This window comes from Thiolinea disciformis DSM 14473, assembly GCF_000371925.1.
Classification (GTDB): domain Bacteria; phylum Pseudomonadota; class Gammaproteobacteria; order Thiotrichales; family Thiotrichaceae; genus Thiolinea; species Thiolinea disciformis.
Window position 1 is genome coordinate 21867 of record NZ_AQVE01000017.1, and the last position, 13894, is coordinate 35760.

Annotated in this window: 13 protein-coding genes; 5 read left to right on the plus strand and 8 right to left on the minus strand. The window is 45.8% G+C overall.

The genetic code is table 11. The features are described from left to right. Positions 1 to 2: 2 nt before the first annotated feature. The gene (locus A3IE_RS0112925) at positions 3 to 446 is read right to left on the minus strand and encodes a phosphate-starvation-inducible protein PsiE (RefSeq protein WP_020396039.1); all 444 of its coding nucleotides are present in this window, start codon (positions 444 to 446) and stop codon (positions 3 to 5) included. Positions 447 to 595: 149 nt separating this feature from the next. Between A3IE_RS0112925 and A3IE_RS0112930 the strand changes: the two genes are divergently transcribed. Further along, on the plus strand, positions 596 to 1390 hold the full coding sequence (locus tag A3IE_RS0112930) for an inositol monophosphatase family protein (protein WP_020396040.1): 795 nt from the start codon (positions 596 to 598) through the stop codon (positions 1388 to 1390). Next, entirely contained in the window at positions 1383 to 2174 is a 792-nt protein-coding gene (murI, locus tag A3IE_RS0112935; RefSeq protein ID WP_245539199.1) for a glutamate racemase, read from the plus strand. The genes A3IE_RS0112930 and murI overlap by 8 nt, the downstream gene beginning before the upstream one ends. A 6-nt stretch (positions 2175 to 2180) precedes the next feature. On the opposite strand, the gene A3IE_RS0112940 is transcribed toward murI, so the two are convergent. Then, positions 2181 to 3452, minus strand: coding sequence for an O-acetylhomoserine aminocarboxypropyltransferase/cysteine synthase family protein (locus tag A3IE_RS0112940; protein ID WP_020396042.1), 1272 nt, complete (start codon positions 3450 to 3452; stop codon positions 2181 to 2183). A gap of 233 nt (positions 3453 to 3685) precedes the next feature. Here A3IE_RS0112940 and A3IE_RS0112945 point away from each other — a divergent pair, with 233 nt between their 5' ends. After that, positions 3686 to 4612 carry a CPBP family intramembrane glutamic endopeptidase gene (locus A3IE_RS0112945; protein ID WP_020396043.1) on the plus strand — a complete coding sequence of 309 codons (927 nt, stop codon included), beginning with the start codon at positions 3686 to 3688 and terminating at the stop codon, positions 4610 to 4612. On the opposite strand, the gene A3IE_RS0112950 is transcribed toward A3IE_RS0112945, so the two are convergent. The 6 genes from A3IE_RS0112950 to A3IE_RS0112975 form a co-directional block, all read right to left on the minus strand. Continuing rightward, positions 4597 to 5907 (minus strand): YihY/virulence factor BrkB family protein, encoded by a 1311-nt coding sequence (locus A3IE_RS0112950; protein ID WP_245539200.1) that lies wholly within the window; start codon positions 5905 to 5907, stop codon positions 4597 to 4599. The genes A3IE_RS0112945 and A3IE_RS0112950 overlap by 16 nt on opposite strands. Before the next feature lie 68 nt (positions 5908 to 5975). Further along, positions 5976 to 6554, minus strand: coding sequence for a DUF1269 domain-containing protein (locus A3IE_RS0112955; protein WP_020396045.1), 579 nt, complete (start codon positions 6552 to 6554; stop codon positions 5976 to 5978). 111 nt (positions 6555 to 6665) lie between these two features. Beyond that, positions 6666 to 8021 carry a sigma-54-dependent transcriptional regulator gene (locus tag A3IE_RS0112960; RefSeq protein WP_020396046.1) on the minus strand — a complete coding sequence of 452 codons (1356 nt, stop codon included), beginning with the start codon at positions 8019 to 8021 and terminating at the stop codon, positions 6666 to 6668. A gap of 4 nt (positions 8022 to 8025) precedes the next feature. Then, a complete protein-coding gene (locus tag A3IE_RS0112965; RefSeq protein ID WP_020396047.1) occupies positions 8026 to 9801 on the minus strand; it encodes a sensor histidine kinase in 1776 nt (591 codons plus the stop codon). Continuing rightward, positions 9798 to 11471, minus strand: coding sequence for a long-chain-fatty-acid--CoA ligase (locus A3IE_RS0112970; protein ID WP_020396048.1), 1674 nt, complete (start codon positions 11469 to 11471; stop codon positions 9798 to 9800). The genes A3IE_RS0112965 and A3IE_RS0112970 overlap by 4 nt, the downstream gene beginning before the upstream one ends. Before the next feature lie 69 nt (positions 11472 to 11540). Further along, on the minus strand, positions 11541 to 12056 hold the full coding sequence (locus A3IE_RS0112975) for a hypothetical protein (protein ID WP_020396049.1): 516 nt from the start codon (positions 12054 to 12056) through the stop codon (positions 11541 to 11543). A gap of 132 nt (positions 12057 to 12188) precedes the next feature. Here A3IE_RS0112975 and A3IE_RS0112980 point away from each other — a divergent pair, with 132 nt between their 5' ends. Both A3IE_RS0112980 and murU read left to right on the plus strand, forming a co-directional pair. After that, a complete protein-coding gene (locus A3IE_RS0112980; protein WP_020396050.1) occupies positions 12189 to 13196 on the plus strand; it encodes an aminoglycoside phosphotransferase family protein in 1008 nt (335 codons plus the stop codon). 9 nt (positions 13197 to 13205) lie between these two features. Further along, positions 13206 to 13871, plus strand: a complete 666-nt coding sequence (murU, locus tag A3IE_RS0112985) for an N-acetylmuramate alpha-1-phosphate uridylyltransferase MurU (RefSeq protein ID WP_020396051.1) — start codon at positions 13206 to 13208, stop codon at positions 13869 to 13871. Positions 13872 to 13894 lie beyond the last annotated feature (23 nt).

Here is a 13894-nt window from a genome sequence, read left to right on the forward strand (position 1 = left end):
GCTTATCCTTGCGCACTTTTAGTTTTGCTAGAGTCTGGCAGGCTATCTTTGTGCACGCCATCGTAGGGGTAACGCACATGCCCAAAACGCACGACCAACACTGCTAATGAAATAATTAAGATTGCGCCTGCAATAGCCACCATGTCTTGGTTATCGAGGCTTTTCATATCCAGAATTAAATAACGCGCCAAGGCTACCATCGCAATATACAGGGGCATACGTACGGGTACTTTCCCAGACTCTAGATAGGCGGCTACCATGCCAATGACTTCTAAGTAAATGAATAGTAAGAGTAAATCTGAAATAGTGACTTTCATTTGGGTAATCAAGACCACTATTTCCTGACCGATTGCAATCAAGGTAGCTAGGGTAACAATAATTAGTAAGAAGTACTCTAGCCAGTGCAACATGTGCCTTGCTGGCGCAAGTGGTGGGTGATTTGCCATAACCTGCTCCTAGAAAAAATGTCAAGGCGAAGCATACGCGCCTAGGCAGGTGAAATAAACCCACCTTGCAGACCTTAGCTGGCTTTGCTTGACCTGAATCGTCAAAGCCTTGAAGATGGCTAGGTTTAACGCTATTGAGATCTTGAGTCATGCCGCCTGATTTAGCTAGTCTTGCCGCCCTGGTTCGTGATATATCGCGCGCAGAAATTTTGCCGCGTTTTGAGCAGGTCAGCCACCAATTTAAACAAGATGGCAGTTTAGTGACTGACGCGGATTTGGCCGTACACCAAAAACTCTGTGCAGCCTTACAAACGCAATGGCCGGACATTGCTTTTCTCAGCGAGGAAATGGACAAGTCGGAACAAGAGCAGTTATTGCGTGATGCCGAATGGTTGTGGTGTCTTGATCCTTTAGATGGAACCAGTAATTTTGCGGCGGGTATACCTTTATTTGCTAGCTCCTTAGCCTTATTACATCAAGGCCAAGTCGCCCTTGGCATCACCTATGATCCGATTCGTGACGAATTATTCACCGCCAACCACGGACAGGGCGCGTGGCTCAATGGCAAACGTTTAATTTGTCAAGCGAGTCCTTTAAAGCTAGAAAATGCGGTCGCGTTAATTGACTTCAAGCGCTTAAAAAATCCCTTGCGTGCAGCATTATTTGAACATAAACCATTTGGCTCGCAGCGTAATTTAGGAACTTGTGCCTTGGAATTAGCATGGATTGCCGCTAATCGTGGGCAGGCTTATTTGCATGGTGGCATGAAGCTTTGGGATATTGCGGTAGGCGCGTTACTTATTACAGAAGCAGGTGGGCATATTGCAAGCATCGATGGTTCGCCTGCCTTTGAACCCAGCTTAAAAGTTCATTCTGCTATTGCCGCACCGGATCCACTCATTTTTGTCGAATGGCAAGCTTTTGTACAGGCACATCGTGCATAGACCGGTGGGTGTGTTTGATTCAGGTTTGGGTGGCATTTCGGTGTTGCGCGAAATTCATCGTTTATTGCCGCATGAGCATCTATCTTATGTGGCGGACTCTGCTTATGCACCTTATGGCGATAAATCCAGTGAATTTATTCAAGAGCGTAGCTTAGCGGTCAGTCGATTTTTGCAAGCGCAGGGGGCAAAAGCAATTGTAGTGGCTTGTAATACTGCAACAGCTCATGCAGTCGAATTATTGCGTGCTGAATTAAGTATTCCCATCGTGGCGATTGAGCCCGCCGTTAAACCCGCAGTACGTTTAACCAAAACAGGGGTCATTGCTGTGTTAGCAACCCAGCGAACGACCCAAAGCTTACGTTTAAAGCGTTTAATCGAAACCCATGCCGCGCAAGTGCAGGTATTAGTACAGGCTTGTCCGGGCTTAGTGGAATATGTGGAGCAGGGTGATTTTGGCAGTGCCGCGTTGCGAGCCCTATTGCAAGGTTATATACAGCCTTTGTTAGTACAAGGTGCCGATATCTTAGTATTAGGCTGCACGCATTATCCTTTCTTGACGCAGACCTTGCTGGAATTGAGCGAGCACCGTGTGCACGTTTTAGAGCCAAGTAATGCCGTGGCTCAGCAATTACAACGCATTCTCCAGCAGAATCAACAAGCAGCACCCAGCAGTCAAAGCGGGCAAGTACAGTTTTATTCCAGCAAAAGGTCACAGCAGCATCACCTCAGCATGGAGTTGTTATGGCAGCAGCCGATTGCTCTCAAGCCACTGCCAACACCTTAGGATGCTTTAAACGCTGGCAAAAGCCTGATCTAAATCCGCAATAATATCGTCGATGTGTTCAATGCCTATACTCAAACGAATACTTTCAGGACGCACACCGGCTTTTAATTGTTCGTCTGGCGTGAGTTGGCGGTGTGTTGTGGATGCGGAATGCGAGGCCAAGGTTTTTGCATCACCGATATTGACCAAGCGTTTAATCATTTTTAATTGATCATAGAACTTCTCACCAGCGGCAAATCCACCTTTAATGCCAAACGTCAGCAAGGATGCTGGGCGGCCTTTAAAGTATTTTTGTGCTAGTGCGTAGTATTTATCACCGCTTAAACCCGCAAAACTGACCCAATCGACTTTGGGGTGGTTTTTTAGATAATTTGCCACGGCAATGGCATTATCACAATGGCGCTCCATGCGTAAGCCCACGGTTTCAATCCCTTGTAGGATTAGGAAGGCGTTGAAAGGTGAAAGCGCAGAGCCAGTATTGCGCAAAGGCACCGTACGCGCCCGACCGATATAAGCCGCAGCGCCAAAGGCTTCAGTATAAACTACACCATGGTAAGACGGTTCAGGCTTATTCAACAGTGGGTAGCGGTCTTTGTGTTGCGCCCAAGGGAATTTTCCTGAGTCGACAATAATACCCCCCAGTGAATTACCATGCCCTGCCAAGTATTTAGTAAGTGCGTGCACTACAATGTCCACACCATACGCAATGGGTGTGCACAGAATAGGAGTCGCTACGGTATTATCCACAATCACAGCGACACCGTGCTTATGTGCCATGGTAGAAATGGCTTCTAAGTCGGCAATATTGCCTGCTGGATTGCCGATGGTTTCGCAGAAAACGGCCTTGGTGTTGTCATCGATTAGTTTTTCTAAGTCAGCGGCATTGTCGCTCGCCGCAAAACGTACTTGAATCCCTAAACTGGGTAGCATATGCGCAAACAGGGTGTAGGTGCCACCGTATAACTGAGGGGTGGCCACAATATTGTCGCCCGCTTGCGCCAGCGTCAGAATCGCATAATTGATGGCTGCCATGCCCGAACTTACTGCTAAAGCAGCTAAGCCTCCCTCGAGTTCCGCTACCCGTTTTTCTAAGACATCATTGGTCGGATTCATCAGGCGTGTATAGATATTGCCCGGTACGGCGAGATCAAATAAATCTGCCCCATGTTGTGCATTATCGAACTCATAGGCGACCGTTTGATAAATCGGAACAGCAACTGATTTGGTTGTAGGATCAGTGACATAGCCGCCGTGAATAGAAATCGTGTCTTTATGCATAATTTGACTCCTCAAGAAAAGGAGCAGATATATCATAAGCCCTTATGATTGTGCATGTTGAGCAAGAGATTTCTTATAGAATTTATTGTGATATGTGGTGCGACTTTAGTGATTTACTCCTCATCTAGGTAGCTGTAGCAGGCGCGAGTAAGTCGTTCTACACTTAGTCACAACTTTTGTCACAAAGACATGAGCCGGTTAGCCAACAAGGTTTCTGCCATTAGCGAGTCATCATGAAATTAAACCCCTTGGATCAAGTACCAGCGACTCCCGTGATTTTCCTATTTTGTATTATATTTTTTATTCTGATGCCTGGTTTGTTTATGTTAATCACTAAACCAGTGAGCATCGCTGATGGCATTGCCCTAGGGGACGCTACTTTTAATAAAGAAAATCTTTTAATAGCCGGTTCTTATATATTACTAGGGCTTGGGCTATGGGGTATTGCTGGAAAATATCGTCCTGAACTAGAAGATATTATTGCAGTGTTGCCAAGTACGGCAGAGATAAAACGTTATCTTTGGCTGGGTGTAGGGATGGTTATTTCGGCGATGGGCTTTGTTTATCTATTTTATTATCCACTCTCTTTTATTTTTCCTGATTTTGTAGAGTCTTGGTATCTTGATACACCCAATGTTTTATTTTGGGATGAATCCAGTTGGTATCTATCAGGTAATCTTGCGACTCTTGTATCGGCTGTCATTTTAGCGCCGGTGATTGAAGAATATTTATTTCGCGGATTTCTATTAAACCGTTTTAGTTTATTGATAGGCGTACCTTGGGCTATTATTATTTCCTCCGCGTTATTTGCGATTCTGCATACCGATATAGTGGGCGCGTTTATTTTTGCGGTATTGATGTGCTTTATTTATATGCAGACCCGCTCTTTAGTGGGCCCGATTCTAGTGCATTTTTCAAACAATCTTTTTGCATCCGTTCTTGAATTCATCGATTTGCAATGGATTTCGGGTTTTGAAGAAACGACGGTAGCAGATTTTCAAGCCTTGTGGTGGTTAGGCTTAGTGTGTTTAATAGTGGGCAGCCTGTGGTTATGGCAGTTTGCTAAACAGTATTTAAAGCCAGCTTCTGAGATTATCGCCTTTCATGAAAAAGGTTTTAAAGCCACTATTGATGTCAGAGACGATCAATTAGTGGGATAATCAGGCAAGGTAGGCGCTTGAGTTTGGTGGCTTAGCGCCTGTTTAGCGCTTAATAGTTGTTGCACAGTTTGTTGTTGATTGGCGACTAATTCCTGAAGCCATTCTTTTTCTAGGCCAGCTTGTTTAATCAGTTGTGTGGCCTGTTTTTGTTGCGCATAGTCGCCTTGCCAAAAGAAGCGGCGCAAGTCTGCTACCGTGAGTTGTGCGGGTGAAATACGCATCAGGTAATGGGCCGGATCTTGGTCATCACGGCTTAATACCCCATAACTAATTAAGTCATTTAGACTGTCTTCAACGAGCATTACCGGCACAGGTAAGGTCAGGCATAAGTCATCTAAAGTCGCAGGGGCTTGACCAGTGAGGAAGCGCTGTGCAATGTCGCGCACTAATACCGCCGCCAAGATTTCGCGCGTTTGGAGACTGGTTTGCGTGGGTTGGCCAGCCAGCTGTAAAGCGCCCGGATATTGTAAATAATAGGTGAGACGCGCTCCAATTAAGACAATCATCCACCCCACATAAAGCCAGAGCATAAACAAAAATAGGCTGGCAAAAATCGAATAAATAGCAATCTGTTGTCCTGAACCTACTACAAAGCTAGAAAAGACTTTTGCGGCAAATTGCCAGCATAAAGCGCCCACGATGGCACCACTGAGGGCTGCGGAGAACTTAACATGGGTATTGGGCATGAATAAGTATAAAAAGGTGAATGCTATGACCGTGGTAAAAAAGGGCATATAGCGTAGTAAGAAACTGATGGCTTGCCCAAACGGTTCGTGGCGCGTCATGTTTTGTATGGCGTGCAGATCATTAATCGAATGCCACAGACCAAACATGGATACCAAAAAGACAGGGCCAATCAGAACAACACTTAAGTAATCACGTATTTGAGTCAACATATTGCGTGGTTTATGTACCCGCCACACATCATTAAACGCTACTTCAACCGACTGCATTAAGGTAAGTACGGTATAAAATAAGGTCAGCAAGCCTGCTGTACCTAGGACGCCTACTTGCACATTATCCACAAAACTTAATATCTGCTGAGTAAAGGGATTAGCCATGCTACCTAGCGGTGACATGAAGTTATAGATGAGTGGCTCTAGCTGTTTATGTACCCCGAAACTTTTTAAGATCGAAAAACTTAAGGCCAGTAGGGGAACCATGGATAATAAGGTCGAATAGCTCAATCCTTTCGCGTGACGCCACGTGGGGCCTTGCATCAGCTCATGATAAAGCGCTGCTGGTAATAAGCGGATATACGAGAGCAAACTAGCGAGCGGAGTGTTAGCGGCCACGGGTAATAACTCATCAAAAAACACAGACCAGCATAATAGACTGTGTCTGTGTAGGGAAAAGAAAAGGATTAGTTATTCGGTAGTGGCGGTGGTGTCATCGATTGGTTGGAAGCGGCTTTTTCTTGGGCGGCTTGTTGTTGCAATTCTTGTTGTACTGAAGGACTGGATAACACTTCGCGCAATTGCTCTTCTTTATCTTTAGCTAAAGACGTTTTCAGGATAGTACCGTGCAAGCCAGTAGCTCTTAAACCGTCTAACACTTTATCGTCTGTAGCGGAGCGCACTAAAACAAATAAGACCGAGCTTCCGGGGGTGATGGATTGGCTTAAATCTTTCATGAAATTATCATTGATGCCCACATCCGTTAAGGCGCCACTCAATGCGCCTGCGCCCGCGCCGACTGCGGCACCAAGCAATGGATTCAGAAATAACATGCCTACTAACATGCCCCAGAAGCCACCACCGGCTGCCCCTACCGCTGTCAGATTCATGGCTTGGTGTAATTTAATTTTATTTTGCGTATCTTTGGTAACCACAACCGCGTCTTCCAGTTGCAGTAAATAATTTTTTTGCATTTCATACAATTTCTCACGCATGGTAAATGCGCTTTTTTCATCACTAAACGCAACAGCAATCAGACTACTCATGAGCGAAGCTCCTTTTGGGAATTTTTAATTAAAACACCTCAACCCACTCGCCAAGTGGATAAGCAATAGTGTTATAGACCAAATTATCACAAAACACCATGTACCAAATCCTTAGCTTAGGTCAGCGCGAAAGTGGCGGCGTTCCAAGCCGTATTTGCGCATCTTATCTGACAAGGTTTTACGCGGAACATCCAAGGCTTCCATGACCTGCTTAATATTGCCGTTATAACGATTTAGGGCTTGCTCGATTAGCGCTTTCTCAAAATAAGCGACTTGGTTGGCTAAACTTAAGCCATCTGGCAATTCTTCGGCGTTCATTAAGGCTGCCATATCAAATTGGTAAGCCTCACCTAATAAGACATAACGTTCAGCAATATTGCGCAATTCCCGAATATTACCCGGCCAATCATGCCCTAGTAGGGTATGTAGTGACTTGGTCGTCAAAGGCGGTACTTCGGTTTCACAACGTGCCGCCGCAATTAAGACAAAATGCTGGAATAATAAAGGAATATCTTCGCGCCGCGCTCGTAAAGGAGGCACTTCTAGGGTGACTACATTGAGGCGATAATATAAATCTTGGCGAAACTCCAGACGTTCGGCGGCGTCTTTGAGGTTGATTTTGCTGGCGGCAATTACGCGAATATCGAGCGGAATAAGATGATTCGAACCAAGGCGTTCGATTTTGCGCTCCTGTAGCACGCGTAATAAAGGCGCTTGGGTCAAAAGTGGCATACTTTCAATTTCATCTAAGAATAAAGTGCCACCATTAGCGTGTTCGAATTTACCCACACGCCGCGTTTTCGCACCATTAAAAGCGCCGGCTTCATGTCCGAATAATTCCGTTTCGAGTAGGTTTTCAGGGATTGCACCACAATTGATTGCCACATAATTACGATTGCGGCGCAAACTTTGTTCATGTAACGAGCGAGCTACCAGTTCTTTGCCGGTTCCGGTTTCGCCACAGACTAGAATATCGGTTTCCAAACGTGCCAAACGTGCAATCATTTTGCGTAAGGCAATAATGCTAGGGGCTTGTCCAATAATACGTGGGCCAATACGTTTGTGGTCTTCTAGTTCGGATTTGAGGGTGCGATTTTCTAAGGTTAAACGGCGCTTTTCTAAGGCTCGTTTCACGCTATCTACCAATTGAGCCGCCGCAAAGGGTTTTTCTAATAAATCGTAAGCACCATCACGAATGGCATGAACGGCGGTGGCAATGTCAGCATGACCACTAATCAGGATAACCGGTAAATCGCGATCCAGTTTTAATACCTGCTGCATTAGCTCCAAGCCATCCATGTGAGGCATACGAATATCTGTGACAAGTACACCGGAAAATTCTGCGGATAGATGATTTAATGCTTCTGGCGCACTGGCATAAGTTTGCACCTCAAACCCCGCCAACATTAAGGATTGTGCGGCTGAGTCACGCATGGCTTTTTCATCATCGACTAATATGACATACATTGGCTCACTCCTTAGGTGCTAAGGGTAAACATAAACAAAACACAGCGCCTCCTTCAGCACGATTGAAAGCTTGTAAGCTACCTTGCATATCCACGGCAAGGCGCTGAGAAATCGAAAGACCTAGCCCTAAACCATGTCCTGCTTGTTTGGTCGTAAAGAACGGTTCAAATAAGTGGTTCATGTCATTTTCATCTAAACCCGTGCCATTATCCCAAATTTCCATACAGGCTTGATCCTGTAAGCTTGTAATCTTTAAACCGATTTGCGGATCGGCACGTTCGTGAATGGCATCCAGTGCATTACTGAATAAATTAATGAGAATTTGCTCTAGCCACACTAAATCAGCCCATACCGTCACTGCTTCAGCGAGTCTTTCTTGCTGTAATTCAACACCCGCACGTGCAAAGCGTGGCTGCATAATAACCAAGCTAGAATCAATTGCCATGGCTAAAGAGCAACGCTCACGTTGTCCATGACTTTTGCGGGCAAAAGCTTTTAGTTGATGGGTAATAGTGGCCATCCGTTCCGTGAGAGCGGCAATTTCTTGCAAATTCGTTTGGGCAATGCTGATTTGTCCACGTTCCAGAAATTGGCGTGCATTATCAGCATAGGCGCGAATAGCCCCCAGTGGATTATTGAGTTCGTGATTAATCGTGCTAGACATCTGTCCCAAGGCCGCCATTTTCGCGGCTTGTATGAGTCCTGTTTGGGCTTGTTCTAGGGCTTGGGTGCGCTCGGCCACTTTGGTTTCCAGTTCCGCCATAGCAGCTTGTTGATAGCATTGCCTTTGGGTACGGTATTTCCAAAAAGTAAATAGTAATAAGCCACTCAAACCAGTCAGGGCGAGCGTGATCAGCAGGGCGATTTGCAGAGTTTGGGTAATGCTGCGCCAATCACTCAGCACATAAACATCCCAACCGGCTTCTTCCATACGATGCTTAGCCATTAAATAATGCTGATTCTGACGTTCTACGCGATATAAATTGTCGTGTAAAAAGTTTCGTTTGAAATTTGCTAAGGGTTTTAAAGCAAAACCAACGTAACGCTGGGTGTCGATAATAGCTTGCTGGCGTAATGGGCTTAAGGCTTCTAGGGTATGGAATAGTGTTTGGTAATCGCTGGCCATGAAGATAATGCCATCGTCATCAGTCACCCAGAACTCAAAGCTTTGGTTTTGCCATAACTGCTCAATCGTATTAACGCTAATTTTCACAACCACAACCCCAAGAGGATTCTGTTTCTCGTCTTGCACGGCGGAGGCAAAATAATAGCCGCGCTCATTGGACGTTGTACCCACTGCATAATAGCGCCCTAGTTGCCCGCTCATGGCTTGTTGGAAATAAGGCCGAAAGGCAAAATCGTTGCCGATAAAGCTCCATGTTTTATCCCAGTTACTGGAGGCTATCGTCATGCCATCCGCACGCATTAAATAAATATCCATCGTGCCCGCTAACTGATTGGTGCGCGCGAGATAATGATTAATTTGGGAGCTAGAAAGCGCGTCTGGCGCTTGCTGTAAATGAGCTTTGATCTCCGTTTCTTGAGCGATCAGTACGGGCAGATAGCTATAACGTGCCAACGCGGCATCTAAACTCATCACTAGTCGGGCGAGCTGTGCTTGTGTGGTGGTTTCAAGCCGATTGAGACTAGCTTGGCGCACCGACCAAGCCACCAGAAGTGCAATGAGTAAGGCTATAATAATTGAAAGGCCGAGCACAGAAGCCGGTTTTAAAAGTACACGCGGCTTCCTAATATGAGCATTGCCCCCTAGAGCAATCATGCGTCCGGCTTTAAGTCTTTCAGCTCGCGTCGTAAAATTTTCCCGACATTGCTTTTAGGTAATTGTTTGACAAAGACAATATGGCGGGGACGTTTGTAGCCAGTAAGTTGCTGAGCGCACCAATCACGCAGTTCTTGCTCGGTGAGAGTAGGATCACGTTTCACTACATAGGCTTTGACCGCTTCTCCGGCATTTTCATCTGGGATTCCAATGACACCCGCTTCCAAGACCTTGGGATTGGCGACTAAAACATCTTCAATTTCATTCGGATAAACATTGAAGCCAGAAACCAGTACCATGTCCTTAATGCGGTCGACCAGTTTGACAAACCCTTGCTCATTAATAATCGCCACATCGCCCGTGCGCAACCAACCCTCTGCGTTCAGGACTTTGCTGGTTTCATCAGGACGCTGCCAATAACCTTTCATCACCTGAGGGCCACGTACCCACAGTTCACCCGTTTCGTTGATGCCTAGCTCTTCACCTGCGACATCGCGAATGGAAACTTCTGTGGATGAAATCGGCAAGCCAATCATGCCATTGTAGCCTTCAATATCAAGCGGATTAATGCACACGGCGGGCGATGCTTCAGTGAGACCATAAGCCTCTAATAAAGTAACACCGGTTATGTTTTTCCATTTTTCCGCCACGCTGCGTTGTACCGCCATGCCACCGCCAAGCGTAACCTTTAAGCCCGAAAAATCAACCTGCTCGAAGCCCGGTGCATTGATTAGCGCATTGAATAAGGTGTTTACCCCTGTGATGAAAGAGAATTTTTCTTTCTTGAGCTCTTTAATAAAGGCCGGAAAGTCGCGTGGATTAGTAATCAGTATGCTTTTCGCACCAATTTGAATAGCAAATAAGGCATTCGCAGTCAGTGCAAACACATGGTACAACGGTAAGGCTGTAATAAAAACTTCATGGCCAGTCACTAAGTCACGATTGGTCCATGCTTCTGCTTGGAGCAAATTGGCAATCATATTGCGATGCGTAAGCATAGCGCCTTTGGCGACACCCGTTGTACCGCCTGTATATTGCAAGAAGGCAATATCTTCGTGCTGTATGGTGACAGGCTCTAGTTGATGGGCATGACCTTTGCTTAGCGCTTGTTTGAAATTAGTGGTCTGTGGCAATGAAAAAGCAGGAACCATTTTTTTAATATACTTGACCACAAAACTGACGAGCCAGCCTTTCGCACCTCCTAATAAATCACCAATTTGCGAGGTGATTACATGCTTAACGTTCGTATTCGGCAAGACATGCTGTAAGGTATGGGCGAAGTTTTCTAGGATTACTATGGCGACTGCACCCGAGTCTTTGAGTTGGTGTTGTAATTCGCGGTCGGTATACAGCGGATTAGTATTAACGACGATAAGCCCTGCTCGCAAAGCACCAAACATTGCAATCGGATATTGCAAAACATTTGGCATCATAATTGCGATCCGATCCCCTTGTTTTAGGCCGAGTTCATGGCGCAAATAAGCTGCAAAATCACGGGATAAGCTATTGAATTGGCGATAGGTTAATGTTTTCCCCAAATTGACGAGGGCAGGTCTGTCCGCATATTTCTCAGCATTCTGCTCAAATACATCGATTAGTGAGTTATAAACGTGAGTATCAATTTCAGCCGGAACATGCGCAGGATAGCGCTCAAGCCAAATTTTTTCCATGGTGTCCTCCTCATACTTATTATTGAATGGCGTGGTTTTATTCTACGGGGGGGAATCTGAAAGCACAATTTAATTGGATTTTTTCACAAGTTTGTTTCGTGTTGTACTTGCTTGCGTTAAAAGGGGCGTTTCTGAGGTGCTAGCCTCTGCTAATAAACGTCCAGCTTCCGGGCCAAACATATCCGCTAATAAAGCTTTCGAGGTTTCTTTTAATAAATGACGGCTCAATTGGCGGGGTGCATAAAGATGGTCGCTGAGAAAACTCGTATTTTCATAAACAATATCGTTGGGTGCTGGTAGAAAAGCTTGATGCAAGCTGATACGCGCAATATGTCCCAAATTGATTCCACGTCCATCATCAATAATTAATAGATGCGGATAAAGCTGGCGATAGGGATCTGGTTCAGGATAATCGACTACGCCCAGTAGTTTGTAAGCTTTGTCTGACCACTGCACGCCAGCATTTATGTCTGTCATATTGATTTCAGTGAGGAAAACCCGCTGGCCAATCGCTTCACGCAATCGTTGGAGATAGTGTTGATAGTTCGCTGAAGGCCAGAGCTGTTCAGCAGCGCCTGAGTGCATGTCCACGAATCATTTCCTAAGCTTATGTGATTTAGTTCAATTTACAGTAAGTTTTGTATCTCTATGATATAAATCTTGTGAAGCCGTTTTTATTTTAAAACAATGTGCAAAGGATAGACACTTAACACGCTTATGACACAGGATGTACGTCTCGAACAGCTTAGCCAGTGGCTGCATAGTTTAGCAGCATGGGAGCAGGCTACTATTGCTCCGGCCTCGCATGATGCGAGTACTCGGCGTTATTTTCGCGCCACACTCGGTGATAAAACCGCGATTGTGATGGATGCACCCGATGATCAAGCAGGAGTAGCCGCTTTCTTGGACATTGGGGAGCGCTTGGCTCGTGTAGGTGTGTCGACACCGGAGGTTTATGCGCAAAATCGTTTAGATGGTTTTTTATTGCTAGAAGATTTTGGTAATACCTTATTGCTAGATCGGCTCGACCTGTGCGCGGTTGAAGGGCTGTATGAGCAGGCTATGACGACCTTAATGTCGATTCAAACAGCGGATCCTGAGGGCTTGCCTATTTATGATGCTGAATTTTTTCGCCGCGAATTGGATATCATGCCCGAGTGGTTATTAGGGCGGCATCTAGGGTTCAGGGCAGAGGATCAGCCCACTGAGCTTATTCACGAAACCTTTAGCTGGTTAGTAGCTGAGCTAGTACAGCAGCCCCAAAGTTTTGTACATCGTGACTATCACTCGCGTAATTTAATGCTTACCGAACACAAAGGTTTGGGTGTTATTGATTACCAAGGTGCGGTGTTGGGGCCGGTCACTTACGATCTCATGTCTTTATTGCGCGATTGTTATATCGCTTGGCCACAGAAGCGCGTGGAACTGTGGGTGGATGAGTTTCGTAAAGCGGCGATTGCCAAGGGCACTTTGCAGCCTGTGGATCAATACGAGTTCTTGCGTTGGTTTGATTTAATGAGCTTGCAGCGTCATATTAAAGTATTGGGAATTTTTGCACGTTTAAACCACCGTGATGGTAAAAGTGCTTACTTACAAGATTTGCCACGTGTCTTAAGTTATGTGTTGTTAGTGGGCGAGCGTTATCCTGAAACAGCGCCCTTGATAGCATGGCTGCGCGCACAAGGTATTCCCGAAAAAATCGGCACGGTGATTATTCCGGCCTAAAGGCTATTCATGAAAGCAATGATTCTCGCCGCCGGTCAAGGCACCCGTATGCGTCCACTTACTGATCATACTCCGAAACCACTGCTGAAAGTGGGTGGCAAACCCTTGATTGTTTGGCATCTGGAAAAGCTCGCCGCCGCAGGCTATCGCGATATTGTGATCAATATCGGCTGGTTGGGTTATCAAATTCCCGAGGCCTTGGGCGATGGTAGCCAGTGGCAGTTAAAGCTGCATTATTCTGATGAACAAGTCGAAGGCATTTTAGAAACGGCTGGCGGTATTATTAAAGCGCTACCTTCCTTAGGGTCTGAGCCTTTCTTAGTCATCAACGGGGATGTGTGGTGTGATTATCCGTGCTTGGCACAGCCTTTAGCACCGAATACCTTAGCGCATTTAATTCTAGTCAATAATCCAGCGCATAATCTCAAAGGTGATTTTTCTTTGCAGAACCAACAGGTGTTGGACGAAGGCGAGAGCCGCCTAACTTTTAGTGGCATTGGTTATTACCATCCCGCTTTATTTGCGGATTTGCCTTATGGGAAGCGTCCATTAGCACCGGTATTGCGTGCTGCCATGCAGCAACAACAGGTCAGTGGTGAGCACTACCAAGGTACATGGCTAGATATTGGCACGCCGGAACGTCTAGCGGATTTGGATAGACGTCTGTGCCATTAAATTGGGCTCCACGAATGGCGCTC

Coding starts and splice junctions, on each gene's coding strand:
- A3IE_RS0112960 (WP_020396046.1), bottom strand. CDS start 8,021: ATGTATGTCATATTAGTCGATGATGAAAAAGCCATGCGTGACTCAGCC.
- A3IE_RS0112930 (WP_020396040.1), top strand. CDS start 596: ATGCCGCCTGATTTAGCTAGTCTTGCCGCCCTGGTTCGTGATATATCG.
- A3IE_RS0112955 (WP_020396045.1), bottom strand. CDS start 6,554: ATGAGTAGTCTGATTGCTGTTGCGTTTAGTGATGAAAAAAGCGCATTT.
- A3IE_RS0112980 (WP_020396050.1), top strand. CDS start 12,189: ATGACACAGGATGTACGTCTCGAACAGCTTAGCCAGTGGCTGCATAGT.
- A3IE_RS0112945 (WP_020396043.1), top strand. CDS start 3,686: ATGAAATTAAACCCCTTGGATCAAGTACCAGCGACTCCCGTGATTTTC.
- A3IE_RS0112940 (WP_020396042.1), bottom strand. CDS start 3,452: ATGCATAAAGACACGATTTCTATTCACGGCGGCTATGTCACTGATCCT.
- A3IE_RS0112975 (WP_020396049.1), bottom strand. CDS start 12,056: ATGCACTCAGGCGCTGCTGAACAGCTCTGGCCTTCAGCGAACTATCAA.
- A3IE_RS0112965 (WP_020396047.1), bottom strand. CDS start 9,801: ATGATTGCTCTAGGGGGCAATGCTCATATTAGGAAGCCGCGTGTACTT.
- A3IE_RS0112970 (WP_020396048.1), bottom strand. CDS start 11,471: ATGGAAAAAATTTGGCTTGAGCGCTATCCTGCGCATGTTCCGGCTGAA.
- murU (WP_020396051.1), top strand. CDS start 13,206: ATGAAAGCAATGATTCTCGCCGCCGGTCAAGGCACCCGTATGCGTCCA.
- A3IE_RS0112925 (WP_020396039.1), bottom strand. CDS start 446: ATGGCAAATCACCCACCACTTGCGCCAGCAAGGCACATGTTGCACTGG.